Below are 25394 nucleotides of genomic sequence, written 5' to 3' on the forward strand. Positions count from 1 at the left end.
AACGTCACTTAACTGTCATTTGTGAGGCATAACTTGATCCTTAACTGAATAAGGATTGTTAAGGAGATCGTATGCGTACTATCGAACCTATTGTCCGCTGGGATGTGGCATTTTCTATTTTCTGTTTAAAGAGTCGTTATAGCGGACAACATGCAACACTCAGTAAAGCCGTGTCTCATACTGGAGATGGACACCTTTACGTTTTCATCGCTCTGATTGCATTACTGGCTGATGGCTATACGGGACGACAGTTTTTAATGGTTGGCTTGGCGGCCTTTGCTATTGAACTGCCTATCTATTGGCTAGCAAAAAATACTCTGAAACGACGTCGACCAGCGGAATTTTCCTCGTTACTTCATTCTCACATTGTGCCGTCAGACAAGTACAGCCTGCCATCAGGGCATGCCGCAGCTGCTTTTGTGATGGCGACCTTAATTGGGCATTTTTATCCAAGTCTATACTTATTTAGCTTGAGCTGGGCTGTCGCGATTGCTGGTTCTCGAGTCTTACTTGGTGTGCACTTTTTAACGGATATATTAATTGGCGCAGCCTTAGGTATTGCTTGTACCAGCCTCGCCATTAACTTCATTTTGTAAGTATTTCGTTGGTAACAACGATGAGTTTGAGTGTTCAAGTTAAAGGAAGATTCATGAAAATCTTATATGGCGTACAAGGTACTGGCAATGGTCATATTGCGCGCGCACGAGCAATGGCAGTGGCTTTTCGTCAACATAATATCGATGTTGATTTTCTCTTTTCAGGGCGTGAAGAGAGTCAGTACTTCTCAATGGAAGCGTTTGGAAACTATCAAACTCGCCATGGTTTAACTTTTTACAGTGAACAGGGGAAGGTTAAATACGGCAAGACATTGATGAAAAATAATATCTGGCGATTTCTCAGTGAGACTAATCAGCTCGATCTGACATCGTATGATTTAGTGCTTAACGATTTTGAGCCGGTGACCGCTTGGGCCGCAAAAAGACAGGGTGTGCCTTGCATAGGAATAAGTCACCAGAATGCGTTCCGTTATGATGTCCCAAAAGAAGGAGGAAACTGGCTAGAACACTCCGTGATCCGACATTTCGCCCCAACAGAGCACAGCATTGGGCTGCATTGGTATCACTTTGAACAGCCAATATTACCACCTATCGTTCACACGCTAGCTCGTCATGAAAAAACGATAGATCAACAACACTTCACTTTGGTCTACTTGCCATTTGAGAATCGGGATGCGATCTCTGAATTACTAATGAAATTCATTTCTCACAATTTTGTCTGTTACCACCCGAGCGTGATTGAGCCTAACCGAATCGAAAATATTGAGTTCAAACCACTCAGCCACACAGGCTTCCAGCTCGACCTAAATCGCTGCTCTGGTGTGGTAGCCAATGGTGGATTTGAATTGCCATCTGAAGCTTTAACGTTGGGTAAGAAATTGCTCCTTAAACCGCTCGAAGGGCAGTTCGAACAACAGAGCAATGTGGCGACGCTAGAGGCGCTTGGATTGGCTCAAACAATGAGTTTTTTAGACGCCGCTATCTTACGTGAATGGCTCAGCGAAAAGCAGGCTGAAGTGGTTACTTATCCAGATGTCGCAAATGCGCTCGTTGAATGGATATTGGCGGGAGATTGGTCCCATCAAGATGACTTAAGAAAACAACTTTGGGACAAGGTGGACTTCCCTAGTTATGTCTCGCTCACCTAACTCATAAGTGGTGTTTTTGAATGTACTGGTTAAATAATTCATGACTTCAATGGGTGGTGTGAAATGTAGCCAAACGATAGAACAGCTAAATAAGTAGCAATGATACTCATAAATACAGCATTTTATGTTTTTTTATAATTATTCAATTATTTGATTTTTAAGCACTATTTAATTGCGGAGGTAAAATAAAATTATTCTTTATCAATCTTGTTGTTAGCTCGAGATGTATTGGTTAATAGTAGTGGTAATTCGAAAAATATCGATATGATAAATATAAGAACTGGTGGTTATCTATTCCCACACCATTACCAATTTAACGCTGTCGAACTGACCAGAGGCAATTTGAATGTTAGAGAAAAAAGACGCAATGAGTGCAATTGCAAGCTACAGAATGGAAAGCACACTTCGTGGAGTAGATTTAAACCTTTTGACTGTATTTGATGCCGTAATGCAAGAGCAAAACATTACGCGTGCAGCTCATAATCTGGGAATGTCTCAGCCTGCTGTAAGTAATGCGGTTGCTCGCCTAAAAGTGATGTTTAACGACGAACTATTCATGCGTCAAGGTCGTGGTATTCAACCGACTCAACGTGCTCGTCAATTGTTTGGCCCAATCCGCCAAGCGCTGCAGTTAGTGCGCAATGAATTACCAAGCTCGGTATTCTCTCCAGAATCGTCTTCTCGTTTGTTTAAGCTGGCAATTTGCAGCCCTTGTGACATGCGTTTTGCTCCTAAGATCATGTCGAGAATCCATGGACAAGCGCCTAGTGTTAAATTGCACATGGATGCCGAATTTGATCGTCAGCTCTCTGAGCGTATGCGTTACCAAGAAATCGACTTCGTGATTGATTACGCTCGTTTTGATGAGCAGGGCTTCTCAAGTACTGAAATCTTCCAGGATGAGTTGGTTGTTGTTGCATCTGTTTCTCACCCTCGTATTAAAGGTGAAGTAACAGCGGCTGAGTTACTTAATGAAAAGCACGCTAAACTGTCTCGTATTCATGGCCAACGTAGCTTCTCAGAGCAAGCGTACCGTGACCTAAATTGTATGCCTTTTTACGAAGGTACGAGCTTGAGTAACGTTCTATACGTTGTTGGTCAATCGGAACTTGTCACGATTGCTCCGCGCTGGATGGTTGAACATGCAGCGAATAAAGAGCAGCTGCAGATCCTGGATTTCCCATTCAATAACGCAGCGATTTCTGGCTTCCTAAGCTGGCACGAATCAAGTGAAAAGGACAAAGGACACATTTGGTTACGAGATCAGTTAATGATGATCTGTGGCGAAGTCGTGGCACTTAACTAGACACTAATCCCTATGTTTTATAAGCCCTAAGCTAGGGGTCTGGCTTGGGGCTTTTTTGTACCTACTATTTTTTGTTGATAGGGCTTATGTTAGTAGAGAGCTTATGTTGATAGAAAACTTAGCGTGAGACGTACTATTACTGATAACTTTGAGCTTCATCAGTTGCCTTTTCCATGATCAGAGGTACACTTGTGCGCTCAAAAAAGCTTACAGGTGTAAGCCAAAGGTAAAGAGATGGCCAATTTAGATTTTCATATCGTAAAAAGACTGCGTGACCAAGTAGCCCAAGGCGGCAACCGTGTAGCTTTGAAGCATAAAGTAGACAATGTATGGCAAGGTATTAGCTGGGAACTGTTTGGACAACAAATCGATACGCTTTCATTAGCACTATTGGCTCAAGGACTGAGAGTTCAAGATAAGATCGGTATCTATTCAAACAATATGCCTCAGTGGACAGTGGCAGATTTTGCCTCTTTACAAGCCCGTCTTGTGACCGTTCCGATTTATCCAACCAATACCGCGGCGCAGTCTTCTTACATTATCCAAAATGCGGATGTGAAGATCTTATTTGTTGGCGAACAAGTTCAGTTTGATGCGGCAGTGAAGCTCTTTGATGAATGTGAACAACTCGAAGTCGTTGTTGCTATGTCTGACGATATCGACCTTCAAGACCACAGCTTTGCTGTCTCTTGGAAAGAGTTTATGGCTTGTGGTGTAGAATCACAGCAAGCTGAACTTGATACTCGTCTTGCCGATGCAAGCATGGACGACTTGCTGACCCTTATTTATACCTCTGGTACCACTGGCCAACCAAAAGGCGTAATGCTTGATTACACCAATATTGGCTACCAACTAGAAGGCCACGATGAGCGTCTTAGTTTAACGAAAGACGATGTCTCATTGTGTTTCTTACCTTTATCACACGTATTTGAGCGTGCTTGGACTTTTTATGTCCTTTATAAAGGCGCAACTAACTGTTACCTGCAAGACACCATGCAAGTTCGTGATGCGTTGAGCGACGTTAAACCAACGGTTATGTCTGCGGTTCCTCGCTTCTACGAGAAGATCTTTTCAGCGATTCACGAGAAGGTATCCAAAGCACCGTTTATCCGTAAAGTGCTCTTTACTTGGGCGGTGAACATGGGGGCTAAGCTCTCTGTTTGTCACCAAGAAGGTCGCACGCCATCGTTGCTCCTTAAAAAGAGTCATGCGCTAGCCGATAAGCTTGTGCTATCGAAACTACGCGCCTTGCTAGGTGGCAACATCAATTTCATGCCATGTGGCGGTGCGAAGCTGGATGAAACCATTGGTCGCTTCTTCCATGCTATCGGTATCAACGTAAAACTTGGCTACGGCATGACAGAAACCACGGCGACAGTATCGTGTTGGGATGATCGTTGCTTTAACCCTGACTCTATTGGTATGTCGATGCCGGGCGCAGAAGTAAAAATTGGTGCTAAGAACGAGATTCTTGTTCGTGGACCAATGGTGATGCGCGGTTACTATAAAATGCCAGAAGAAACAGCAAATACTTTTGACGAGCACGGCTTCCTGAAAACCGGTGATGCGGGCCATTTTGATGAAAACGGTAACCTGTTCATTACCGATCGCATTAAAGAGTTGATGAAGACCTCTGGCGGTAAGTACATTGCCCCACAAGTGGTTGAAGGTGCGATTGGTAAAGATCACTTTATCGAACAGATAGCTGTTATTGCTGACACGCGTAAATTCGTTTCTGCATTGATTGTCCCTTGTTATGACTCGCTAGAAGAGTATGCCAAAGAGCTTAATATCAAATATCACGACCGCGTTGAGCTGGTTAAGCATCACCAAATCGTCGAGATGCTAGAGAAGCGTGTGAATGACCTGCAACAAGAACTGGCTAAGTTTGAGCAAGTGAAGAAATTCAAACTACTGCCAAAAGCGTTTTCTATGGATGATGGCGAGCTGACGCCAACTCAGAAATTGCGTCGTAAGGTTATCAATGATAAGTATCAAGACGAAATCGAAGAAATGTACACTGAAAAGCCGAAAGATAAGTAGTTTTCTACTTAGATAAAGTTTCAGTTGTTTAAAAATCCCCCTACGAATGTGATTGCATTTTTAGGGGGATTTTTGGATCTATAGACTCAGTATAATGTGCGAAAGCGCACATCAATAAGGCTGTTATTTATCGATAAATAGCGATCTTTTTAAATATTAAGTGCTTTTTTTTTATTACCCATAAGTTTTTTAAACTGGTTGTTGAGCTTGGTTTGGATTTTATTTGTTGTTTTCAGCTAATAGTTGGTTGTTTGGCACAGTTGACGAATAATAGTGGTTAGACCCGATGATAATAAAGCGTTAAAGTTGTTTCGTATTACTGTTTGTTGTTATCACGATAGACAGACATAGCCGAAAAAGTGGAAGTATTTCGAATTAGGCTACGAATAAGCCCTAGACTATGAAAAACCAGCCCAACATGTTAACCAAATGTGATTGGAAACTGGTGAGGAGAGCAATATGACAACAAAACCTGAAACAGCCATGTTATCCGGCGCTGAGATGGTGGTGCAGTCTCTAATTGAAGAGGGTGTAGAACAAATCTTTGGTTACCCAGGTGGTTCTGTACTTGATATCTATGATGCCCTGCATGCTAAAACTGCTGAAATTAAACACGTATTAGTACGACACGAACAAGCCGCGACCCATATGGCCGATGGTTATACTCGTTCTACCGGTAAACCCGGTGTAGTACTTGTATGTTCTGGTCCTGGCGCAACTAATACCGTTACTGGTATTGCAACGGCCTACATGGACTCAATCCCAATGATCGTTATTTCTGGTAACGTACCAAATAACCTTATTGGTAACGACGCCTTCCAAGAGTGTGACATCGTGGGTGTATCCCGTCCGATTGTTAAACACAGCTTTTTAGTAAAGAAAGCGGAAGACATTCCAGACGTCGTTAAAAAAGCATTCTATATTTCAACGACAGGACGTCCCGGTCCTGTGGTTATCGATTTGCCAAAAGATATCCTAAATCCACAAATCAAACTTCCTTATGAATACCCAGAAACCATCAAAATGCGTTCGTACAATCCAACGCTTACTGGGCACAAAGGACAGATCAAGAAAGCATTGAAGGCACTTCTTGAAGCGAAAAAACCGGTACTTTATGTCGGTGGTGGTGCTGTTATTTCTGAGGCAGATAAGCCATTGTTAAAATTGGCAGAAGCTCTGAATTTACCCGTTGTCAGTACTTTAATGGGGCTTGGTGCTTTCCCGGGTACCCATGAGAACTCTTTGGGTATGCTGGGCATGCATGGTTTGTATGAAGCCAATATGGCGATGCACAATGCCGACTTGATCTTTGGTATCGGTGTACGTTTCGATGACCGTACTACCAATAACTTAGATAAGTACTGCCCTGATGCGAAGATCATGCACATTGATATCGACCCATCTTCTATCTCTAAGAACGTTAAAGTGGATCTACCGATTGTAGGCTCAGCAGAGAAAGTATTAGAGAGCATGGTGAACCTACTTATTGAGCAAGGCGGAACCAATGACGCGCAAGCGATGGAAAGCTGGTGGAGCGAAATAAAACAATGGCAAGAACGTGATTGCTTAGCGTATGACAAATCTTCTGAGCGCATTAAGCCACAGCAAGTTATTGAAACACTTCATAAAGTAACCAATGGCGATGCGTATGTTGCTTCAGATGTTGGTCAACACCAAATGTTTGCTGCATTGTATTACCCATTCAATAAACCACGCCGTTGGATTAACTCGGGCGGCCTAGGCACGATGGGCTTTGGTCTACCTGCGGGGATGGGCGTTAAGTTTGCTAAGCCAGAAGAAGAAGTGGTGGTCGTAACCGGTGACGGCAGTATTCAAATGAACATCCAAGAGCTGTCGACTGCGCTGCAATACAATATCCCAGTTAAGATTATTAACTTGAACAACCGTTTCTTAGGAATGGTTAAACAGTGGCAAGACATTGTTTATCAAGGTCGTCACTCTAACTCATATATGGACTCTGTTCCTGATTTTGCTGCTATCGCAGAGGCATATGGCCACGTCGGTATGCGCATTTCATCTCCGGATGAGCTGGAATCAGGTTTGGAAAAAGCACTGGCGATGAAAGACCGTTTGGTATTTGTCGATATCAGTGTTGATGATACCGAGCACGTATACCCAATGCAGATCAAAGGCGAGGGTATGGATAACATGTGGCTAAGCAAAACGGAGAGAACATAATATGAGACACATCATTTCACTATTAATGGAAAACCAACCCGGTGCGCTTTCTCGTGTGGTTGGCTTGTTTTCTCAGCGTGGCTACAACATCGAGTCGTTGAACGTATCTCCCACTGACGATCCAACGCTTTCTCGCTTGAACGTAACGACTAACTCGAACGAAATGCAGCTAGAGCAGATTCAGAAACAGCTGCACAAGCTTATCGACGTACTTAAGGTACAAGAAGTCTCTGAGCTTGAGCATATCGAACGTGAATTATTGATGGTAAAAGTACGTGCGAGCGGTTTTGCTCGTGCAGAAGTGAAACGTACCGCGGATATTTTCCGTGGCCAGATTGTGGATGTGACGGCTTCGCAGTATACGGTGCAAATGGCCGGTACCAGTGAGAAGCTGGATGCTTTCATTCAGGCGTTGTCTGAAGTAACGGAAGTACTTGAAGTGGCTCGCAGTGGGGTTGTTGGCATCGCTCGTGGTGAGCGAGCGTTAAAAGCATAAACAAGACTTATTTTAAGAGATAATGTTAAAGCCGCTTTTTTAAGCGGCTTTTATTTTGTCAACTTTGTCACTTTTCCATCTGAACAAAACAAGGTACTACTGCTATTCCATGTACCTTGCCCCCTTCTCAGCATCCTCTAAGGTAAGAGCCAGTTGTGCCTCCAAATATTTTATTAGGCGGGGTTCTTATCCATAGGCTACGGTTTTTGTATGATTAGACTAAAGTCTAATGTTGGCGATAATTTGAGCTAAACTGAAAAATAAGGAAACTACCTTGCTTCACATAGCACCCTATTAAATGGTGCAACAAATTAGAGTGTTTATTAGATGTAATAGGACGACACCGGTAACTTAATTTAACTGGTTAGCTAGACTTATCAATAACTTGAAAGGTAGCTGTCGAATTAGGTGAGTTGGAGCAAGAGTTTGAGGATCATACTGTCTGGTTAAAAGAGGCGTGGTATGTTTGTCGATTTTTTAGTGAGGTTAACCATAGGCACATTAGTCATACTTGGCTTTCAACTGAGTGCACTGTATTTTTTACCTATGGTTGTGCTGCTCAATACACATCATAAAGAGTTTTTTGGGTGGTAGTTCAGTCGTCATGCTGGATGCAAAAAAAACGGAGCTATCAGGCTCCGTTTTTATATTTTATGCGAATCGGTTCATTCTTATAGAACGTGAACCGATGCCGTGTTTGTAGTACCAGAAGCGACTAGAGCACCAGAAACCATTACTACGATGTCGCCTTTGTTACCTAGGCCAGATTGTAGAGCGATTTCTTTACCGTTGATGTAGAACGCGTCTGTGTTCTCGATAGAGTCAACAAGAACTGGTTTAACACCTTTAGTAAGAACTAGCTGTGCAGCTGTCTTTTCGTTCGTTGTTAGAGCAAGGATGTTTGCAGTTGGGAAGTACTTACGTACTGAACGTGCAGATTTACCGCCTTCAGTTGCAACAACGATTAGAGGAGCTGCTAGCTTCTCTGCTGTGTCTACCGCGCCTTTACATACTGCTTCAGTGATGCGTAGACGTGGGCTGTCTAGACGAGAACCTAGCTCAGCTTTAAGCGCTGAATCAGTGCGGTTCGCGATTTGAGCCATGATAGTAACAGCTTCAACTGGGTACTTACCTTTAGCCGTTTCACCAGAAAGCATTACTGCATCAGTACCATCCATGATTGCGTTCGCAACGTCACCCGCTTCTGCACGAGTTGGACGTGGGTTGCTGATCATAGAGTCAAGCATTTGAGTTGCTGTGATAACCATCTTACGTGCACGGTTACACTTCTCGATCATCATCTTCTGAGCGAAGATGACTTCTTCAGCTGGGATTTCAACACCTAGGTCACCACGAGCAACCATGATGCCGTCAGAAGCTTCAAGGATTGAATCGAAGTTATCGACACCTTCTTGGTTTTCAATCTTAGAAATGATGTGGATGTTCTCGCCGCCGTTAGCATTTAGCAGCTCACGGATTTCTTTAACGTCTTCTTCTTTACGGATGAAAGAAGCAGCAACGAAGTCGACGCCTTGCTCACAACCAAACTTAAGGTCAGCTTTGTCTTTCTCAGAAAGAGCAGGAAGTTGAACAGAAACGCCAGGAAGGTTAACACCTTTGTTTTCGCCTAGAGCACCGTTGTTAAGAACTTTACACTTAACTTCAGTATCTGTTGTTGCGATAACTTCCATTTCGATTAGGCCGTCATCAACAAGGATAGTGTTACCTGCAGCTAGGTCTTTAGCGAAACCTAGGTAAGTTACAGCTACTACGTTTTTGTTACCAACAACTGTTGCGTCAGTTGTAAAAGTGAACTCTTGACCAGCGACTAGATCTACGTCGTTACCATCTTCAAGTTTGATAGTACGGATTTCAGGACCTTTAGTATCTAGAAGGATAGCAAGTTGCTCACCTTTGTTTTCCATTACTTTACGGAAGTTCGCGATACGAGTGCCGTGCTCTGCGAAATCACCGTGAGAGAAGTTAAGACGCATAACGTTCATGCCAGCATCTACTAGTTCAGTTAGCTTCTCTACAGATTCAGTTTTAGGGCCAATCGTACATACGATTTTGGTCTTTTTCATGGAAGGTACTCTCCGGTAAGTATTGTTACAATTTGAAATTTATTTAAGTTCTGAAGATTGGTCCGCTACCTCAACATTTTGTGCCTGTTGAGTAAAAGTTTCGGACTATCACTATTGTCTTCAGAGTTGTAAGTCTTTCATCTATTTTAGTCATTTTATGACCAAAAGATTTTGATTCAACATCGGGTTTCTGTGACTTACGCCAATATATCAGGGGTAAGTTGCAAAAAAATAACGGTCAGTTCTGTAATTTTTTTTCTTTTCGGGTGCGGATTCTACCACCTAATGAGTTCAATATCACTGCTTAACAATTGTCTTAGGACAAGGTTTTATCTCTATTTATTAATTTTTTAGATCAAAATAAATGGACTAAATGGTTTCGTTGTAATTATAATATGTTTCATATCGAAACTTTGTGGCTTTTATTTAATGTCGAAACGAAACACTCAGCTCAGAAGACATGCGATTTCTAACCTAGTGAGCGAAAAAGGCGAGGTTAGTGTTGATGAATTATCCGCTAAGTTCGAAACCTCAGAAGTCACTATTAGAAAGGACCTTGCGTCTTTAGAGAAAAACGGTCAGCTTTTACGCCGTTATGGTGGTGCGATTTCTCTTCCGAAAGAAGTTGTCAACGAAGAGCTAGGTCAACAAGTTTCGACTCGAAAGGTTTTATTAGCAAAAGCCGCTGCAGATTTAATTCGCGACCATAACCGTATTGTTATCGATAGCGGAAGCACTACTGGCGCCCTAATTCAGCAACTCAATAGCAAGCGTGGTTTAGTGGTGATGACCAATTCATTGCACGTTGCTAATGCGCTTAATGAACTTGAAAGTGAACCGACATTATTAATGACGGGTGGTACTTGGGATACCCATTCGGACTCTTTCCAAGGAAAAGTCGCGGAGTCTGTACTTCGAGCTTACGATTTTGACCAGCTGTTTATCGGGGCTGATGGTATTGACCTAGATAGAGGCACAACTACGTTCAATGAACTGGTTGGCCTGAGTAAAGTTATGGCTGAAGTGTCACGAGAAGTCATTGTGATGGTTGAGTCGGAAAAGGTGGGGCGAAAGATCCCGAATTTAGAACTGGCATGGGAACACATCGACATTCTGATTACCGATACAGACTTAGGCGAAGAATCCCAAGCATGTATTGAATCACATGACGTTCGAGTGATCTTGACCGATCCAGCTTAAAAACAAATTTTAAGTATTTACCTTCCTATTATTGATCTTAATAAAGATATGGCCTTTGCTTGCTGCCAATAGGAATAAAACAAAATTGATGGAGTAAAAATATGTGTGGAATTGTTGGTGCAGTAGCACAGCGTGATGTAGCTGAGATTTTAGTGGAAGGCTTACGTCGCCTAGAATACCGAGGTTATGACTCCGCGGGTGTGGCTGTGGTTGATAATGAATCCAATTTAACTCGTGTACGCCGCCTTGGTAAAGTACAAGAGTTAGCCGATGCAGTAGAAGAGCAACACGTGACGGGTGGTACGGGGATCGCTCATACACGTTGGGCGACACATGGTGAACCATCTGAAGCGAATGCTCACCCACACATGTCTGGTGATATTGCTGTTGTGCACAATGGCATTATCGAAAACCATCAAGCACTACGCGCTATGCTACAAGAACGTGGTTACGAATTTACTTCACAAACCGATACTGAAGTTATCGCTCACCTAGTTGAGTGGGAACTTCGTACATCGGCTTCTCTCGTTGAAGCGTTGCAAAAAACAGCAAAGCAGTTAGAGGGGGCATACGGCACGGTAGCGGTTGATCGTAAAGATCCTAGCCGTATCGTTGTTGCTCGTTCTGGTAGCCCGATCGTTATCGGTTTTGGTGTCGGTGAGAACTTCCTAGCCTCTGATCAACTGGCGCTACTAAACGTCACTCGCCGTTTCATGTACCTAGAAGAAGGTGATGTTGCTGAGGTGACTCGTCGTGATGTCACGGTATTTGATGTAGCGGGCGAGCGTGTTGAGCGTGAAATCGTTGAATCAAACGCTGAACATGATGCTGGTGATAAAGGTCAATACCGCCACTTCATGCAAAAAGAGATCTTCGAACAGCCAACCGCGCTGATCAACACAATGGAAGGTCGTATCTCTGAAACTTCGGTTACCACTAACGCAATTGGTGTTAAAGCTGAAGAGATCCTAAGCAAGGTTGAACATGTTCAGATCATCGCATGTGGTACGTCTTATAACTCAGGCATGGCTGCGCGTTACTGGTTTGAATCTCTAGCGGGCGTAAGCTGTGACGTAGAGATTGCTTCTGAATTCCGTTACCGTGATTTCGTTGTTCGTCCGAACAGCTTACTCGTCACTCTGTCTCAGTCTGGTGAAACGGCTGATACGCTTGCTGCCCTTCGTCTTGCAAAAGAGAAAGGTTACATGTCAGCAATGACGATCTGTAACGTTGCGGGTTCTTCGTTAGTTCGCGAATCTGACTTTGCCTTCATGACTCGCGCAGGAACGGAGATCGGTGTTGCTTCTACTAAAGCTTTCACTACCCAACTAGCAGCGATGCTGATGATGGTCACTTCAATTGGTCGTTTACAAGGTCGCATCAATCAAGAGAAAGAAGCGGAAATCGTTCAAGCACTGCACCAACTGCCTGCGGATATCGAGAAAGCATTGGCGTTTGATAAAGAGATTGAGGCGCTAGCCCCTGACTTTGCCGATAAGCACCACACATTGTTCCTAGGTCGTGGCGAGTTTTACCCAATCGCAATGGAAGCGTCTCTTAAGTTGAAAGAGATCTCTTACATTCACGCAGAAGCCTACGCGGCAGGTGAACTTAAACACGGCCCTCTAGCGCTTATTGATGCAGACATGCCAGTAGTGGTCATTGCACCAAGCAACGACTTGCTAGAGAAGCTGAAATCAAACGTTGAAGAAGTACGTGCTCGTGGCGGTTTACTTTACGTATTCGCAGACCAAGACGCTGGCTTTGAAAGCGATGAGAACATGAAGATCATCAAGATGCCTCACGTAAATGAAGTTACAGCACCTATCTACTACACAGTACCGATGCAGTTGTTGTCTTACCACGTGGCATTAATCAAGGGTACCGACGTTGACCAACCTCGTAACCTTGCTAAAGCCGTTACCGTTGAGTAATCGTAAGCTTAGCTAGAAACATAGATAATAAGAAGCCCATCCTGTGATGGGCTTTTTTGTACCTGTTATTTTTCATGCAACATGGCACTTTAATCTCTTGGTGTCGCTACCTTGATTAAGCGTTAAGAGCCTGCTCTAGGTCAGCCAAGATATCTTCGATGTGCTCAATGCCTACTGAAAGACGAATCATTTCTGGTGATACACCGGCTTGCTTTTGTTCCGCTTCGCTTAGTTGACGGTGTGTTGTGGAAGCTGGGTGGCAAGCAAGAGACTTGGCATCGCCAATGTTTACTAGGCGCTTGAAGATTTGCAGCGCATCATAGAAGCGAACTCCCGCTTCATAACCGTCTTTCAAGCCAAAAGATAAAATAGCCGATGGCTTACCCTGCATGTATTTTTCAGCAAGCGGATAGAATTCCGAACTAGGCAGGCCGGCATAGCTTACCCAACTTACTTTTTCATGTTGTTTGAGATATTCCGCCACTTTCAATGCGTTCTCTGTGTGTCGATCCATACGTAACGACAACGTCTCCAAGCCTTGCATTAACATGAAAGCATTCATTGGTGACAGTGCTGAACCTGTATTACGCAATGGTACGGTTCGAGCGCGACCAATAAAGGCGGCCTCACCAAAGGCTTCGGTATACACCACACCGTGGTAAGAAGGCTCTGGCTGGTTAAATACAGGGAAACGATCTTTGTGATCTGCCCATGGGAATTTACCCGAGTCGACAATCACACCACCTAAGGTTGTACCGTGACCACCAACGTATTTGGTGAGTGAGTGCACCACGATATCAGCGCCAAAGTCGATAGGCTTGCATAGCACTGGAGTCGCGACTGTATTATCAACAATCACAGGTACACCCTGTGCGTGAGCAAGCTCAGCGACACGCTCTAAGTCGATGATATTACCAGCTGGGTTACCGATACTCTCACAGTAAACTGCTTTGGTTTTTTCATCGATCAGTGCCGCTAAGCTTTCTGGTTTGTCGTCTTTGGCAAAGCGAACTTCTATGCCTTGGTTTGGCAGCATGTGTGCAAACAGGGTGTACGTACCGCCGTAAAGCTGAGGCGTTGAGACAATGTTGTCACCGATCTGTGCTAACGTCTGAATCGCGTAGTTGATCGCCGCGCTGCCTGCACTCACGACTAAGCCTGCAATCCCACCTTCTAAGGCCGCCATGCGTTTTTCCAGCACATCATTGGTCGGGTTCATTATACGAGTGTAGATATTACCTGGCACTGCAAGGTTGAATAGGTCGGCACCGTGTTGTGCATCATCGAACTCATACGCGACGGTTTGATAAATAGGAGTTGCAACTGATTTAGTTGTTGGATCGGTTTCGTAGCCGAAGTGAATCGAGAGTGTTTCGTCTTTCATGAGTCTTCCCTGAACGAGTGAACGATTTGTGTACGCTCATATTGCCGATTTTTTTATAAAAGAAAAGTAAGCTTAGTCACAGAGAGTCAATTGGAACTATGTTCGGCGTGATTAGCAATTTGCGGGAAGTGTTGGGAGCACTAGTTAGACTGTTCCAGAAAAGCAAAAAGCCAGAGCAGTGTGAACTGTTCTGGCTTTTCTAATTTGGTGGCCCCTCCCAGATTTGAACTGGGGACCGAACGATTATGAGTCGTGCGCTCTAACCACTGAGCTAAGGGGCCGTATAGGGCATAGATTATAGGGGAACCGTTTAATGGTGTCTAGACTCTATCGGGGCCAATTCCGCTTACATCTTAGCCACTTAAATCACGCAGGCACAAAAAAGGTGAGCCAACGCTCACCTTTTCTATTTTAAGCTTAAAAGCTAACCACATTAAGGCGTGTGATTATTCGTCTAGGAAGCTGCGCAGGGTTTCTGAACGGCTTGGGTGACGAAGTTTACGCAGTGCTTTTGCTTCGATCTGACGGATACGTTCACGAGTAACGTCGAACTGCTTACCCACTTCTTCTAGAGTGTGGTCAGTGTTCATGTCGATACCGAAACGCATACGCAGTACTTTTGCTTCACGAGGAGTTAGGCCCGCAAGAACGTCTTTCGTTGCACCGCGTAGGCTTGTTGCCGTTGCAGAGTCTAAAGGTAGCTCAAGAGTCGTATCCTCGATGAAATCACCTAGGTGCGAATCTTCGTCGTCACCGATTGGTGTCTCCATTGAGATTGGCTCTTTAGCGATTTTCAGTACTTTGCGAATCTTATCTTCAGGCATTTGCATGCGCTCAGCCAGTTCTTCCGGTAGTGGTTCACGACCCATCTCTTGTAGCATTTGACGAGAGATACGGTTTAGTTTGTTGATCGTTTCGATCATGTGAACCGGAATACGGATAGTACGAGCTTGGTCAGCAATCGAACGAGTGATTGCTTGACGGATCCACCACGTAGCGTAAGTAGAGAATTTGTAACCACGACGGTATTCAAACTTATCTACGGCTTTCATTAGGCCGATGTTACCTTCTTGGATTAGATCCAAGAATTGTAGACCACGGTTTGTGTACTTCTTAGCAATCGAGATTACTAGACGTAAGTTTGCTTCAACCATCTCTTTTTTCGCACGACGAGCTTTCGCTTCACCGATAGACATACGACGGCTGATATCTTTAATGCTTTGAACCGTTAGAGACGTTTCACGCTCGATCATATCCAGTTTTTGGATAGAACGACGGATGTCGTGCTCGTTACGTTTGATCTTTTCAGCGTATGGCTTGTCTGAAGCAAGAACTTCATCCAACCATGCTTCGCTAGATTCATTACCAGTAAATAGGGCAATGAAAGATTTCTTCGGCATTTTGCCGTACTCAACGGTTTGACGCATGATTAGGCGTTCTTGAGTACGTACTCGATCCATTGACGTGCGAAGTTCATTTACTAGGTAGTCAAACTGTTTTGGCGTCAGACGGAATTCTTTGAATACGTCTTGCATCATTGTTGTTGCAAGTGTTGCTTTCGGGCTCTCGTGGCCGTATTCATTGATTGCTAGCTGACGGTTTTGATAGCTAGTACGAAGTGCTGTAAACTTCTCAAGAGCAAGTTCAGGATCGATACCTGTATCTTCTTCCTCTTCCTCGTCGTCTTCAGCGTCTTCTTTGTCTTCGTCTTCCAGATCTGTTTTAGCAAGCTCTGAACCGATGTGTGTTGCCGTTGGCGCTGCAGTGCCATCGTCATCAGGGTCAACAAAGCCATTAATCAGGTCTGTTAAACGAATCTCTTCTGCTTGTACGCGGTCAAACTGTTCCAAGATGTATGGAATGGTGCCAGGGTATTCAGCAACAGATAGTTGAACCGTATTGATACCATCTTCAATACGTTTCGCAATGTCGATTTCGCCTTCACGAGTCAGTAGTTCAACGGTACCCATTTCACGCATGTACATACGAACTGGGTCTGTAGTACGGCCAATCTCGCTTTCTACGCTTGAAAGCGCAGCAGCAGCAGCTTCAGCTGCATCTTCATCTATATTGGCATCGTCATCATTCAGTGCTAGATCATCAGCATCAGGTGCAGTTTCTACTACCTTAATACCCATGTCGTTAATCATTTGAATGATGTCTTCTACCTGTTCAGAATCCACGATTTCTGCAGGTAGGTGGTCGTTTACTTCGGCGTAGGTCAGATAGCCTTGTTCCTTGCCTTTAATAACAAGTAATTTAAGCTGTGACTGCGGATTTTGATCCATAGATGATATCCAACTTCAGGTCTGGTGAAGGACGTTGCATTCTCAAATGCAAACCAATTATGTTAACAAATTTATTAAATGCTGACTAATCAAACAGGGTTACGCTTTTAGATCTAGCATTAAAGCTAGCAGCTCCCTTTTTTCTTCGGCTGATAAACCGACACTTCTTGCTTTGGCCTGCAGGTTTTCAATTTGTTTTTCAACGCACTGGGCAAGGATGTTGTCCAATGAATCTAAAAATATGTCTTCTTGGTTGTCTTCAACGAGGGGGATTTCCCAACTCGCAAGACGAGACAGAAGAGCCTCATGTTTGCTTTCTCGCCAATTTTCTAATAATTGGCCTGTGCTGATATGGGGGTTCACTTGGCAGATATCAAGTACTTCGACGAATAAACTTAGTCCCGGCAGTTGTAAGCCTTTGACACTTGATAAATCCGGTACCATATCAGCATAGTTCGGATTTTGGATAAGCAAAGCGATAACTTCACGCATCGGAGTGCGCTTGAGCTCTTTATGCGGTTGAGGTGTCGGGTTCTTGTTATGAACGCGAGCACGTCTCAATTGATTATCAAATCCAGTTCGTTCGTCTAGCAATTTCTCGAGCAATTCTTGGAAGTAACTGTCAGGAATTTTATTAATCAAGGCGCTAGCGTGTGCACGCAGTGCTGATTTTCCTTCTGTCGTTCCTAAGTTTAGCTTATGTATTTCGATAAGGTTATCGAACAAATAAGTCGAGAGTGGTGTCGCATTTTGTACCAGTTGTTCAAAAGCGTCTTTGCCGTGTTCTCGTATATAGCTGTCTGGATCTTCACCATCGGGTAAAAAAAGAAACTTCAGCGTGTTACCTGTTTTTAGATACTCTAATGCGTTTTCTAATGCACGCCACGCCGCTTCTTTGCCTGCTCGGTCACCATCGTAACAACAAACCACGGTACTGGTTTGTCGGAACAACATTTGAACGTGATCACCCGTTGTAGAGGTGCCCAGTGATGCGACTGAGTAATCAACACCATATTGCGCTAGTGCGACGACATCCATGTAACCTTCAACCACAAGTACTTGCGGCGGTTCACGGTAGGCTTGTAACACTTCATAAAGGCCGTAAAGCTCTTTACCTTTATGGAAGATCGGCGTTTCTGGTGAGTTTAGGTATTTCGGTGTGCCATCTTCTAAAACACGACCACCAAACCCGATTACTCGGCCGCGACGATCGCGAATCGGGAACATCACGCGTCCACGGAATCGGTCGTATCGGTTGCCTTTATCGTTCTCTATTAACATGCCGCCAGTGACGAGCATGTCTTGGGATTCTTTTTGCTGCCCAAAATTTTTACGAACCAAGTCCCACTCGTCGGCCACATAACCAATGCCAAACTTCTGGACGATTTCGCCAGACAGACCACGATTTTTTAGGTATTCAATCGCAGGTTTGTTGGCTGATATTTTGAGTTGTGAGCGATAGAACTGGCTGATGCCGCCCATCAAATCATAGAGGTTACGTTTTTGTTCGCTGTTGGCTCTTGGTGTTGTTGATATTTCGCCGCTGCGTTGCTCCCTTGGAACATCTAAGCCTAGAAATGAAGCAAGCTCTTCAATCGCCTCTACAAAGTCGAGGCGTTCGAACTCCATCATGAAGTCGATGGCATTACCATGCACGCCACAACCAAAGCAGTGATAAAACTGTTTTTCTTGGCTTACGCTGAAAGAGGGAGTCTTTTCGTTGTGAAATGGGCAACAAGCACCATAGTTTTTGCCTTTTTTCTTAAGTTTCACGCGTGCGTCCACAATGTCGACAATGTCGAGACGCGCTAGGAGGTCATCGATGAAACTACGCGGGATGTGTCCTGCCATAAAACCTTAGAAAAATGCACTAACTGAGAGTGTGGGTCATAATAGTGTGAATAGGTTATAGATACAAACAAGCCGTGCGTTCCGAAGGATTGCACGGCTTGTTGCAATTTGATTTGGGATTAAGCGAGTTTAGAGCGAACTAAACCACTCACTTTACCCATATCTGCACGCCCTTGAATTTGTGGTTTCAAGATAGCCATTACTTTACCCATGTCTTGCATGCCCGCTGGTTGAGCTTCAGCGATTGCGCTATCAAGTAGTGCAATAACTTCTTCTTCTGTTAACGGTTGAGGCATAAAGCCTTCAAGTACAGCAATTTCTGCTTGTTCCACGTCAGCAAGATCTTGACGATTTGCTAATTCATATTGAGCAACAGAATCGCGACGTTGCTTAACCATTTTAACTAATACAGCAAGGATGTCGTCGTCGTTCAGAGTGATCCGTTCGTCAACTTCACGTTGCTTGATTGCTGAAAGAGCTAAGCGGATAGTACCAAGGCGCGGTTTGTCCTTGGCTTTCATCGCTAATTTTTGCTCTTCTTTGAGTTGTTCAATAAGAGCCATAACTCAGTCCTTATGGATTAAGTTATTAGTACAGGCGAACGCGACGTGCGTTTTCGCGAGCTAGCTTCTTAGCGTGACGCTTTTGAGCTGCTGCTTTAGCGCGTTTGCGAACTGTAGTTGGCTTTTCGTAATGCTCGCGACGGCGAACTTCAGAAAGGATACCTGCTTTTTCACAAGAGCGCTTGAAACGACGTAGTGCAACGTCGAACGGTTCGTTTTCACGTACTTTAACTATTGGCATATGCCTTTCACCTCAGGGGTTATTCATTATCGCTGGCCACTCAGTACCAAATCAGAGAAGTTACCCATCGAGCTAACTCTCTATTCGCGTTTGGCCATTAACCAGCTTGATCAAAAATGGTGCGGAATTTTAATCCGATCACAGTGGCTTTGTAAAGCACTTTGTCGATTATAGTCTGTACAATATTTGTTTGAAGCGCTTAGGCAGGGTAATATTGCGCTAATTTCCCATTTTAGATGAAAGCGTGCCGAGAAAATTATGCGCATTATTGGTATTGAAACCTCTTGTGATGAAACAGGAATCGCGATTTATGATGATGAGCAAGGGCTGCTTTCTCATCAACTATACAGCCAAGTAAAACTGCACGCCGATTATGGTGGTGTGGTGCCTGAGCTAGCTTCGCGTGACCACGTGAAAAAGACCATTCCACTGATTAAAGCAGCATTAGCGGAAGCGAACCTAACGTCGAAAGATATTGACGGTGTGGCTTACACGGCTGGCCCTGGTTTGGTTGGCGCACTGCTTGTAGGTGCAACCATTGGCCGCAGTATTGCTTACGCTTGGGGTGTGCCTGCGGTGCCTGTTCACCACATGGAAGGTCATCTTCTTGCGCCTATGCTAGAAGATAACCCGCCACCATTCCCATTTGTGGCTCTGCTGGTTTCTGGCGGTCATACCATGATGGTAGAAGTGAAAGGCATCGGTGAGTATCGAATTCTTGGTGAATCGATTGATGATGCTGCCGGTGAAGCGTTTGATAAAACGGCTAAGCTGATGGGCTTAGATTACCCTGGTGGCCCGTTGTTATCTCGACTCGCAGAAAAAGGCACACCAGGTCGCTTTAAGTTCCCTCGTCCAATGACAGACCGCCCGGGCCTAGACATGAGTTTTTCTGGTCTGAAAACCTTTGCAGCGAATACGATTCGTGACAACGACAATGATGATCAGACTCGTGCGGACATTGCTTACGCGTTCCAAGAAGCGGTTTGTGCGACCTTGGTCATCAAATGTAAGCGTGCCTTGGTAGAGACGGGCATGAAACGTATAGTGATTGCTGGTGGTGTAAGTGCCAACAAACAATTGCGTGTTGAGCTTGAAGCACTGGCCCAAAAAGTTGGTGGTGAGGTGTACTACCCACGCACTGAGTTCTGCACTGATAACGGCGCCATGATTGCTTACGCAGGTATGCAACGCCTGAAAAATGGTGAAACAGCCGATTTATCCGTTCACGCCACACCGCGTTGGCCGATTGATCAACTCGAGCCAATTGCTGAATAAAGCAGAGTGTTTGACATGCGGTCGCCTTGTGCGGCCGTTTTTATGTATCGTCGATTTATATACTTGAACGATATGCGTAGTAGATATTAGGGAAGAAAATGAAACAGTTCATTGTAGACAATCAATCGATGGCTTACCTAGATGAAGGTGAGGGCCCGGTTGTTGTATTGGGCCATAGCTACCTTTGGGATAGCGCGATGTGGAAGCCACAGATTGAGGCGTTGAAAACTCAGTACCGTTGTATTGTGCCAGAGCTTTGGTCTCATGGTGAGTCTCAAGCTGCACCGAACTCGATGCGTAACTTGAAGGACTACGCTCAGCACGTGTTGTCATTGCTGGATCATTTGGACATCGAAGAGTTCTCTGTTGTTGGCTTATCGGTTGGTGGCATGTGGGGAGCCGAGTTAGCGGAGCTAGTACCAGCGCGAATCAAGTCTTTGGTTCTAATGGATACTTTCGTTGGTCTAGAACCAGAAGTGGCTCACACGAAATATTTCCACATGTTAGATACCATCACCCAAACAAAGATGGTGCCTCAACCGATTGTAGAAGCGGTTGTGCCATTGTTCTTTGCTAACGATGCTCAAACAAACACCCCCGATTTGGTTGCAGGCTTTACTCAGCAGCTATCGGCTCTTGAGGGTGAGCAAGCTGAAGAAGTCGCACGAGTTGGTCGCATGGTGTTTGGTCGCCGAGATATGATTGAAGCAGTAGAGAATTTTGCTCTGCCGGTTTTGATTGCCGTTGGACAAGAAGATAAACCGCGTCCGGTACTTGAGTCTTACTTAATGCACGATTGCATTACTGGCAGTGAACTGGTGGTGATTCCTGACGCTGGCCATATTAGCTCGCTAGAGCAACCAGAGTTTGTGAATAAGATGTTGAAAGGCTTTTTAGACAAGCACCTACTTTAAGCTATTCAGAGTCGAGTATCATTACTTGGCTGTAGCTTTATTCGACTTAAACTTGCTTTTTCTACTTGCTTCGGCATAGACATATAGAGCGGTTTAAGTCGATTTTTTTTGTCCGATTTTTGGTTCACTGCCATCGAGTAGGCGACGGATATTCTGATGATGACGCAGCACGATCAAGCAACATAGCATGGCGACTGGCAGCGTATATTGAGGTTTGACTAACCAAGCGTAAAACGGGGCAAGTAGCACAGTGACTATTGCTGCTAAAGAAGAGTAGCGAAACAAAAACGCCATCACTAACCAAGTCGCCATGATCATTCCCGTTAGATCGAATCCAATTGGGGCGATGGCGCCAAGTGCCGTTGCGACGCCTTTTCCACCTTTGAAATGGAAAAATATTGGGTACATATGACCAAGGCATGCGGCTATTGCGACAACACCTAAGATGATTGGATCGATATTGAGATAATAGCCAAGCCAGACGGGAATAGTGCCTTTTAGCATGTCACAGAGTAGTACTGATGCCGCGGCACCTTTGCCTCCGACACGTAACACATTGGTTGCTCCGGGGTTATTCGAGCCCACCGTTCTTGGATCTGGGAGCCTTAAGACTCGGCATATCAAGACCGCGCTAGAGATTGAACCTAGTAAATAGGCAGCAATGATCATGATAAGAGCCAATGGGGTCATGTCTGTCCTTAAACGGTTATAAGCTTAACGGTGGGAAAATAATGCTCAATCTAAGAGTAATTGGTATCATATCTGGAATTACGCTAATAATACGTTTTTTTCCCCAATATGGGTATCCGACCTCTAAAAGGACAAGTCATGGCACTGGATAAAGTTTTCATTGAACAGCTAGAAGTAATTACAACGATCGGTGTTTACGATTGGGAGCAAGAGATTAAACAAAAACTTGTGCTCGATATTGAAATGGCTCATGACAACCGCCCAGCTGGCAAGAGTGATGATGTGGTTGATGCTTTGGACTACTCGACAGTGAGCACGGCTGTACTTGAACATATTGCTAATGGCCGATTCCTATTGGTTGAACGTGTGGCAGAAGAAGTCGCTGAATTAATCATGACTCAATTTTCAGTGCCTTGGGTTAAGATCCGTTTAGCGAAACCGGGCGCGGTACCACAAGCAAAAGCCGTTGGCGTGATCATCGAAAGAGGTCAGGCATGACAATAGCCTATGTTGGTGTTGGCACGAACATAGACCGCGACAAGCATGCAAGGGTGGCATGGACGGAGCTTCAATCGTTAGGGACTAACCTTAAATGCTCTAAAATCTATCACTGTGAGCCTGTCGGTTTTAATAGCCACTCGTTTTATAACTTTGTGATAGAACTCGACACATTACTCTCATTGACTGAATTTTCACAGCAACTGCGTAAAATTGAGTTTAAATGGGGTCGTTCTCAAGATGCGCATAAACTTCAAGATCGAAAGCTCGACCTTGATATTGTGCTGTTTGGAGAGGTGGTTTCTGAGAGTGATCCAGAATTACCACGCAGTGATATCTATAAATACCCTTTTGTAACACAACCACTTTATGATCTCTGTCCTGCGAGAGTGATCCCGCAAGACGGAAGAACTGTCCGTGAAATATGGCAGAAGATGCAGCAATTAGACTCGCTCTCTGTCGTAGATATAAAATTATAATTTTAAGGTAAGTAATGAGTTATTTTGAAGCGTTTATGTTGGCGTTGGTACAAGGCTTTACTGAATTTCTACCTATTTCCAGTTCTGCACACTTAATTCTTCCTTCCGCTGTATTAGGTTGGGAAGATCAAGGCTTGGCTTTTGATGTCGCTGTCCATGTCGGTACTTTGGCGGCTGTGGTGATCTATTTCCGCAAAGAAGTTGTGTCTCTTTTGAGTGCTTTCTTTGGCTCGGTATTTAAGGGCGATCGCAGCAAAGAAGCGAAGCTGGCGTGGATGATCATTCTCGCGACGATTCCAGCCTGTATCTTTGGTCTGCTGATGAAAGATATTGTTGAGCTTTATTTACGCAGTGCGTGGGTCATTGCCACGACCACAATTGTCTTTGGTCTGTTGCTATGGTGGGTCGATAAAAACTCAAGTCTGCGTGATGATGAATATCAAGCAGGTTGGAAAAAAGCGTTGTTTATTGGCCTCGCTCAGGCAATGGCGATCATTCCGGGGACATCGCGCTCTGGTGCGACCATTACCGCGGCACTTTATCTTGGTTTTACTCGTGAAGCCGCGGCTCGATTCTCATTCTTAATGTCTATTCCAATCATCACTTTGGCTGGTGGTTACTTAGGTCTAAAGCTGGTGACGAGTGGTGATCCAATCCATGTAGGTACTTTGCTTACGGGTATCGCGGTTTCTTTTATTAGTGCTTATATCTGCATTTACTTTTTCTTGAAGCTTATTTCGCGGATGGGCATGACACCGTTTGTTATCTACCGCTTGATTCTCGGTTTTGGTCTGTTTGCTTTCTTAATGATGCAGTAGCACTCGACTTACGTAGACAAATGTTGCGTCCTAAAGATTGAAACGAAAAAACCCGCTTAGTCGCGGGTTTTTTAATGCATGGTAATCAGCGTTATGAAGATCAATGATCTGCAAGTTCTGATAGGGCGTTTTCAATCGCGGTAGCTCTACGCTTCTCTTGCTCTTCTCGAATATCTTTACCTTGAAAACCATCGGCAATAATCGCTTTCACTTCGACTTGTAACGCGGCTTGATAAGCTGCCTCAAAACGTGCTTTCTGAGGATAAGGCTGATCTTCTAATCCTTTACGACCAGCATGGTCGGCTTGGCAGCAAAGCAATATGTCGTTGAGCCTGTCTGGTTTACGCCAAACATCAAACTTGTTCAGAACCTTGAGGAAGGTCGTCGGTTTGAGCTCTCCTGCACGGTGAATATTAGAGTGTTGCTCACACACTAACAGTGCGAGATCTCTAAATTCATTAGGCACTCTTACTCTGCCACATAGCTTCTTAATGACCTTCAAGCCAGTATGACAGTGCATTTTGTGGCTTGGCCACTCGCTTTCTGGCGTAATACCTTTACCTAAATCATGCACTTGAGCGGCAAAGCGTACTGGTAACGATGGGCTTAATAGCGCAGCTTGTTGAGCCACCATCAGAGTGTGAATACCCGTGTCGATTTCTGGGTGCCACTTTTCAGGTTGAGGTACGCCAAACAAGGCATCAATTTCTGGAAGAACGACCGCTAATGCACCGCACTCTCTTAAAACCGAGAGGAACACTTCAGGGTGTGGTGTACTGAGTGATTTGTGCCACTCTTGCCAAACTCGCTCTGCGGTAAGGTGTGCCAGTTCACCTGATTGCACGATCTCACTCATCATCACCATGGTTTCAGGTGCGACTGTAAAGTTGAGGTGGTGAAGTTTGGCAGCGAAACGCGCAACACGCAGCACACGAAGCGGGTCTTCAACAAAAGCATCGGAGACATGTCTTAAAATGCGATTTGAGAGATCTTGTTGGCCGTGGTACGGATCGTAAAGCTGGCCTTTGTCATCTTGAGCGATGGCGTTGATCGTCAGATCTCGACGCATCAGATCTTCTTCTAGGCTTACGTCTGGGGCAAAGTAACATTCGAAGCCTGTGTAACCAGAACCTGACTTTCTTTCGGTACGAGCCAGTGCGTGTTCTTCCTTGGTTTTTGGGTGCAAGAATACGGGGAAATCTTTTCCCACAGCAGTAAAGCCGAGGTTTTCCATCTCTTGAGGGGTACTCCCTACCACGACCCAATCTCTATCATAACTGTCAATATTAAGCAGTTTATCGCGCACTGCTCCACCGACAAGATAGCGTTGTAGGCCATGACCTTTTGGTAGGCTATCGTATATTTGCAACTTATCACCTCGAAATGTTTTATCACTGCTGGACTTTACGGCAAGCAATGGTAC

Annotated in this window: 21 protein-coding genes and 1 tRNA gene; 13 read left to right on the forward strand and 9 right to left on the reverse strand. The window is 44.6% G+C overall.

Annotation, left to right across the window (positions count from 1 at the left end):
* Window positions 1–71 precede the first annotated feature (71 nt).
* From OCU50_RS01865 to ilvN, 6 genes are all read left to right on the forward strand, one after another.
* Window positions 72–596, forward strand: coding sequence for a phosphatase PAP2 family protein (locus tag OCU50_RS01865; RefSeq protein ID WP_060467119.1), 525 nt, complete (start codon window positions 72–74; stop codon window positions 594–596).
* Window positions 597–649: 53 nt separating this feature from the next.
* Window positions 650–1705 carry an MJ1255/VC2487 family glycosyltransferase gene (locus tag OCU50_RS01870; protein ID WP_060467120.1) on the forward strand — a complete coding sequence of 352 codons (1056 nt, stop codon included), beginning with the start codon at window positions 650–652 and terminating at the stop codon, window positions 1703–1705.
* 346 nt (window positions 1706–2051) lie between these two features.
* Complete coding sequence (gene leuO / locus OCU50_RS01875) at window positions 2052–3011, forward strand: transcriptional regulator LeuO (protein ID WP_060467121.1); 960 nt, start codon at window positions 2052–2054, stop codon at window positions 3009–3011.
* A 234-nt stretch (window positions 3012–3245) separates the two neighbouring features.
* Window positions 3246–5054, forward strand: a complete 1809-nt coding sequence (locus OCU50_RS01880; RefSeq protein WP_060467122.1) for an AMP-dependent synthetase/ligase — start codon at window positions 3246–3248, stop codon at window positions 5052–5054.
* 459 nt (window positions 5055–5513) lie between these two features.
* Window positions 5514–7253 carry an acetolactate synthase 3 large subunit gene (locus OCU50_RS01885; RefSeq protein WP_060467123.1) on the forward strand — a complete coding sequence of 580 codons (1740 nt, stop codon included), beginning with the start codon at window positions 5514–5516 and terminating at the stop codon, window positions 7251–7253.
* Between the two features lies 1 nt (window position 7254).
* Entirely contained in the window at window positions 7255–7749 is a 495-nt protein-coding gene (gene ilvN / locus OCU50_RS01890) for an acetolactate synthase small subunit (RefSeq protein WP_060467124.1), read from the forward strand.
* Window positions 7750–8420: 671 nt separating this feature from the next.
* Here the strand turns inward: ilvN and pykF are convergent.
* The gene (pykF, locus tag OCU50_RS01895; protein WP_060467125.1) at window positions 8421–9833 is read right to left on the reverse strand and encodes a pyruvate kinase PykF; all 1413 of its coding nucleotides are present in this window, start codon (window positions 9831–9833) and stop codon (window positions 8421–8423) included.
* A gap of 429 nt (window positions 9834–10262) precedes the next feature.
* Between pykF and OCU50_RS01900 the strand changes: the two genes are divergently transcribed.
* Window positions 10263–11033, forward strand: a complete 771-nt coding sequence (locus OCU50_RS01900) for a DeoR/GlpR family DNA-binding transcription regulator (RefSeq protein ID WP_060467126.1) — start codon at window positions 10263–10265, stop codon at window positions 11031–11033.
* Between the two features lie 101 nt (window positions 11034–11134).
* Complete coding sequence (gene glmS, locus OCU50_RS01905; RefSeq protein ID WP_060467127.1) at window positions 11135–12967, forward strand: glutamine--fructose-6-phosphate transaminase (isomerizing); 1833 nt, start codon at window positions 11135–11137, stop codon at window positions 12965–12967.
* A 115-nt stretch (window positions 12968–13082) separates the two neighbouring features.
* Here glmS and OCU50_RS01910 read toward each other — a convergent pair whose 3' ends face one another.
* From OCU50_RS01910 to rpsU, 6 genes are all read right to left on the reverse strand, one after another.
* Complete coding sequence (locus OCU50_RS01910; RefSeq protein ID WP_060467128.1) at window positions 13083–14351, reverse strand: O-acetylhomoserine aminocarboxypropyltransferase/cysteine synthase family protein; 1269 nt, start codon at window positions 14349–14351, stop codon at window positions 13083–13085.
* 205 nt (window positions 14352–14556) lie between these two features.
* A tRNA-Ile gene (locus OCU50_RS01915) sits at window positions 14557–14632 on the reverse strand.
* Window positions 14633–14797: 165 nt separating this feature from the next.
* Entirely contained in the window at window positions 14798–16639 is a 1842-nt protein-coding gene (gene rpoD / locus OCU50_RS01920; protein WP_017055998.1) for an RNA polymerase sigma factor RpoD, read from the reverse strand.
* Between the two features lie 99 nt (window positions 16640–16738).
* The gene (gene dnaG / locus OCU50_RS01925; RefSeq protein ID WP_060467129.1) at window positions 16739–18490 is read right to left on the reverse strand and encodes a DNA primase; all 1752 of its coding nucleotides are present in this window, start codon (window positions 18488–18490) and stop codon (window positions 16739–16741) included.
* A gap of 119 nt (window positions 18491–18609) precedes the next feature.
* Window positions 18610–19053 (reverse strand): GatB/YqeY domain-containing protein, encoded by a 444-nt coding sequence (locus OCU50_RS01930; RefSeq protein ID WP_017056000.1) that lies wholly within the window; start codon window positions 19051–19053, stop codon window positions 18610–18612.
* Between the two features lie 25 nt (window positions 19054–19078).
* Window positions 19079–19294, reverse strand: coding sequence for a 30S ribosomal protein S21 (gene rpsU, locus OCU50_RS01935; protein ID WP_004396009.1), 216 nt, complete (start codon window positions 19292–19294; stop codon window positions 19079–19081).
* Between the two features lie 258 nt (window positions 19295–19552).
* On the opposite strand from rpsU, the gene tsaD reads away from it, so the two are divergent.
* Window positions 19553–20572 carry a tRNA (adenosine(37)-N6)-threonylcarbamoyltransferase complex transferase subunit TsaD gene (gene tsaD, locus OCU50_RS01940; RefSeq protein WP_060467130.1) on the forward strand — a complete coding sequence of 340 codons (1020 nt, stop codon included), beginning with the start codon at window positions 19553–19555 and terminating at the stop codon, window positions 20570–20572.
* A gap of 98 nt (window positions 20573–20670) precedes the next feature.
* Window positions 20671–21486 carry an alpha/beta fold hydrolase gene (locus tag OCU50_RS01945; protein WP_060467131.1) on the forward strand — a complete coding sequence of 272 codons (816 nt, stop codon included), beginning with the start codon at window positions 20671–20673 and terminating at the stop codon, window positions 21484–21486.
* 93 nt (window positions 21487–21579) lie between these two features.
* Here the strand turns inward: OCU50_RS01945 and plsY are convergent, their stop codons facing one another.
* Complete coding sequence (gene plsY / locus OCU50_RS01950) at window positions 21580–22176, reverse strand: glycerol-3-phosphate 1-O-acyltransferase PlsY (protein WP_060467132.1); 597 nt, start codon at window positions 22174–22176, stop codon at window positions 21580–21582.
* Window positions 22177–22314: 138 nt separating this feature from the next.
* Between plsY and folB the strand changes: the two genes are divergently transcribed.
* From folB to OCU50_RS01965, 3 genes are read left to right on the forward strand one after another with little or no spacing between them, the layout of a single operon-like run.
* A complete protein-coding gene (gene folB / locus OCU50_RS01955; protein WP_060467133.1) occupies window positions 22315–22674 on the forward strand; it encodes a dihydroneopterin aldolase in 360 nt (119 codons plus the stop codon).
* Complete coding sequence (gene folK, locus OCU50_RS01960) at window positions 22671–23153, forward strand: 2-amino-4-hydroxy-6-hydroxymethyldihydropteridine diphosphokinase (RefSeq protein WP_060467134.1); 483 nt, start codon at window positions 22671–22673, stop codon at window positions 23151–23153. The genes folB and folK overlap by 4 nt, the downstream gene beginning before the upstream one ends.
* Window positions 23154–23167: 14 nt before the next feature.
* The gene (locus tag OCU50_RS01965) at window positions 23168–23971 is read left to right on the forward strand and encodes an undecaprenyl-diphosphate phosphatase (protein ID WP_017056006.1); all 804 of its coding nucleotides are present in this window, start codon (window positions 23168–23170) and stop codon (window positions 23969–23971) included.
* Window positions 23972–24071: 100 nt separating this feature from the next.
* Here the strand turns inward: OCU50_RS01965 and OCU50_RS01970 are convergent, their stop codons facing one another.
* Window positions 24072–25388: a multifunctional CCA addition/repair protein gene (locus OCU50_RS01970; protein ID WP_060467135.1), complete on the reverse strand. Its 1317-nt coding sequence runs from the start codon at window positions 25386–25388 to the stop codon at window positions 24072–24074.
* Window positions 25389–25394 lie beyond the last annotated feature (6 nt).

Source organism: Vibrio toranzoniae, assembly GCF_024347655.1.
Classification (GTDB): domain Bacteria; phylum Pseudomonadota; class Gammaproteobacteria; order Enterobacterales; family Vibrionaceae; genus Vibrio; species Vibrio toranzoniae.

Coding starts and splice junctions, on each gene's coding strand:
- OCU50_RS01865 (WP_060467119.1), top strand. CDS start 72: ATGCGTACTATCGAACCTATTGTCCGCTGGGATGTGGCATTTTCTATT.
- OCU50_RS01870 (WP_060467120.1), top strand. CDS start 650: ATGAAAATCTTATATGGCGTACAAGGTACTGGCAATGGTCATATTGCG.
- OCU50_RS01885 (WP_060467123.1), top strand. CDS start 5,514: ATGACAACAAAACCTGAAACAGCCATGTTATCCGGCGCTGAGATGGTG.
- OCU50_RS01910 (WP_060467128.1), bottom strand. CDS start 14,351: ATGAAAGACGAAACACTCTCGATTCACTTCGGCTACGAAACCGATCCA.
- OCU50_RS01945 (WP_060467131.1), top strand. CDS start 20,671: ATGAAACAGTTCATTGTAGACAATCAATCGATGGCTTACCTAGATGAA.
- glmS (WP_060467127.1), top strand. CDS start 11,135: ATGTGTGGAATTGTTGGTGCAGTAGCACAGCGTGATGTAGCTGAGATT.
- OCU50_RS01930 (WP_017056000.1), bottom strand. CDS start 19,053: ATGGCTCTTATTGAACAACTCAAAGAAGAGCAAAAATTAGCGATGAAA.
- folB (WP_060467133.1), top strand. CDS start 22,315: ATGGCACTGGATAAAGTTTTCATTGAACAGCTAGAAGTAATTACAACG.
- pykF (WP_060467125.1), bottom strand. CDS start 9,833: ATGAAAAAGACCAAAATCGTATGTACGATTGGCCCTAAAACTGAATCT.
- OCU50_RS01880 (WP_060467122.1), top strand. CDS start 3,246: ATGGCCAATTTAGATTTTCATATCGTAAAAAGACTGCGTGACCAAGTA.
- rpsU (WP_004396009.1), bottom strand. CDS start 19,294: ATGCCAATAGTTAAAGTACGTGAAAACGAACCGTTCGACGTTGCACTA.
- leuO (WP_060467121.1), top strand. CDS start 2,052: ATGTTAGAGAAAAAAGACGCAATGAGTGCAATTGCAAGCTACAGAATG.
- folK (WP_060467134.1), top strand. CDS start 22,671: ATGACAATAGCCTATGTTGGTGTTGGCACGAACATAGACCGCGACAAG.
- tsaD (WP_060467130.1), top strand. CDS start 19,553: ATGCGCATTATTGGTATTGAAACCTCTTGTGATGAAACAGGAATCGCG.
- dnaG (WP_060467129.1), bottom strand. CDS start 18,490: ATGGCAGGACACATCCCGCGTAGTTTCATCGATGACCTCCTAGCGCGT.
- ilvN (WP_060467124.1), top strand. CDS start 7,255: ATGAGACACATCATTTCACTATTAATGGAAAACCAACCCGGTGCGCTT.
- OCU50_RS01965 (WP_017056006.1), top strand. CDS start 23,168: ATGAGTTATTTTGAAGCGTTTATGTTGGCGTTGGTACAAGGCTTTACT.
- plsY (WP_060467132.1), bottom strand. CDS start 22,176: ATGACCCCATTGGCTCTTATCATGATCATTGCTGCCTATTTACTAGGT.
- rpoD (WP_017055998.1), bottom strand. CDS start 16,639: ATGGATCAAAATCCGCAGTCACAGCTTAAATTACTTGTTATTAAAGGC.
- OCU50_RS01900 (WP_060467126.1), top strand. CDS start 10,263: ATGTCGAAACGAAACACTCAGCTCAGAAGACATGCGATTTCTAACCTA.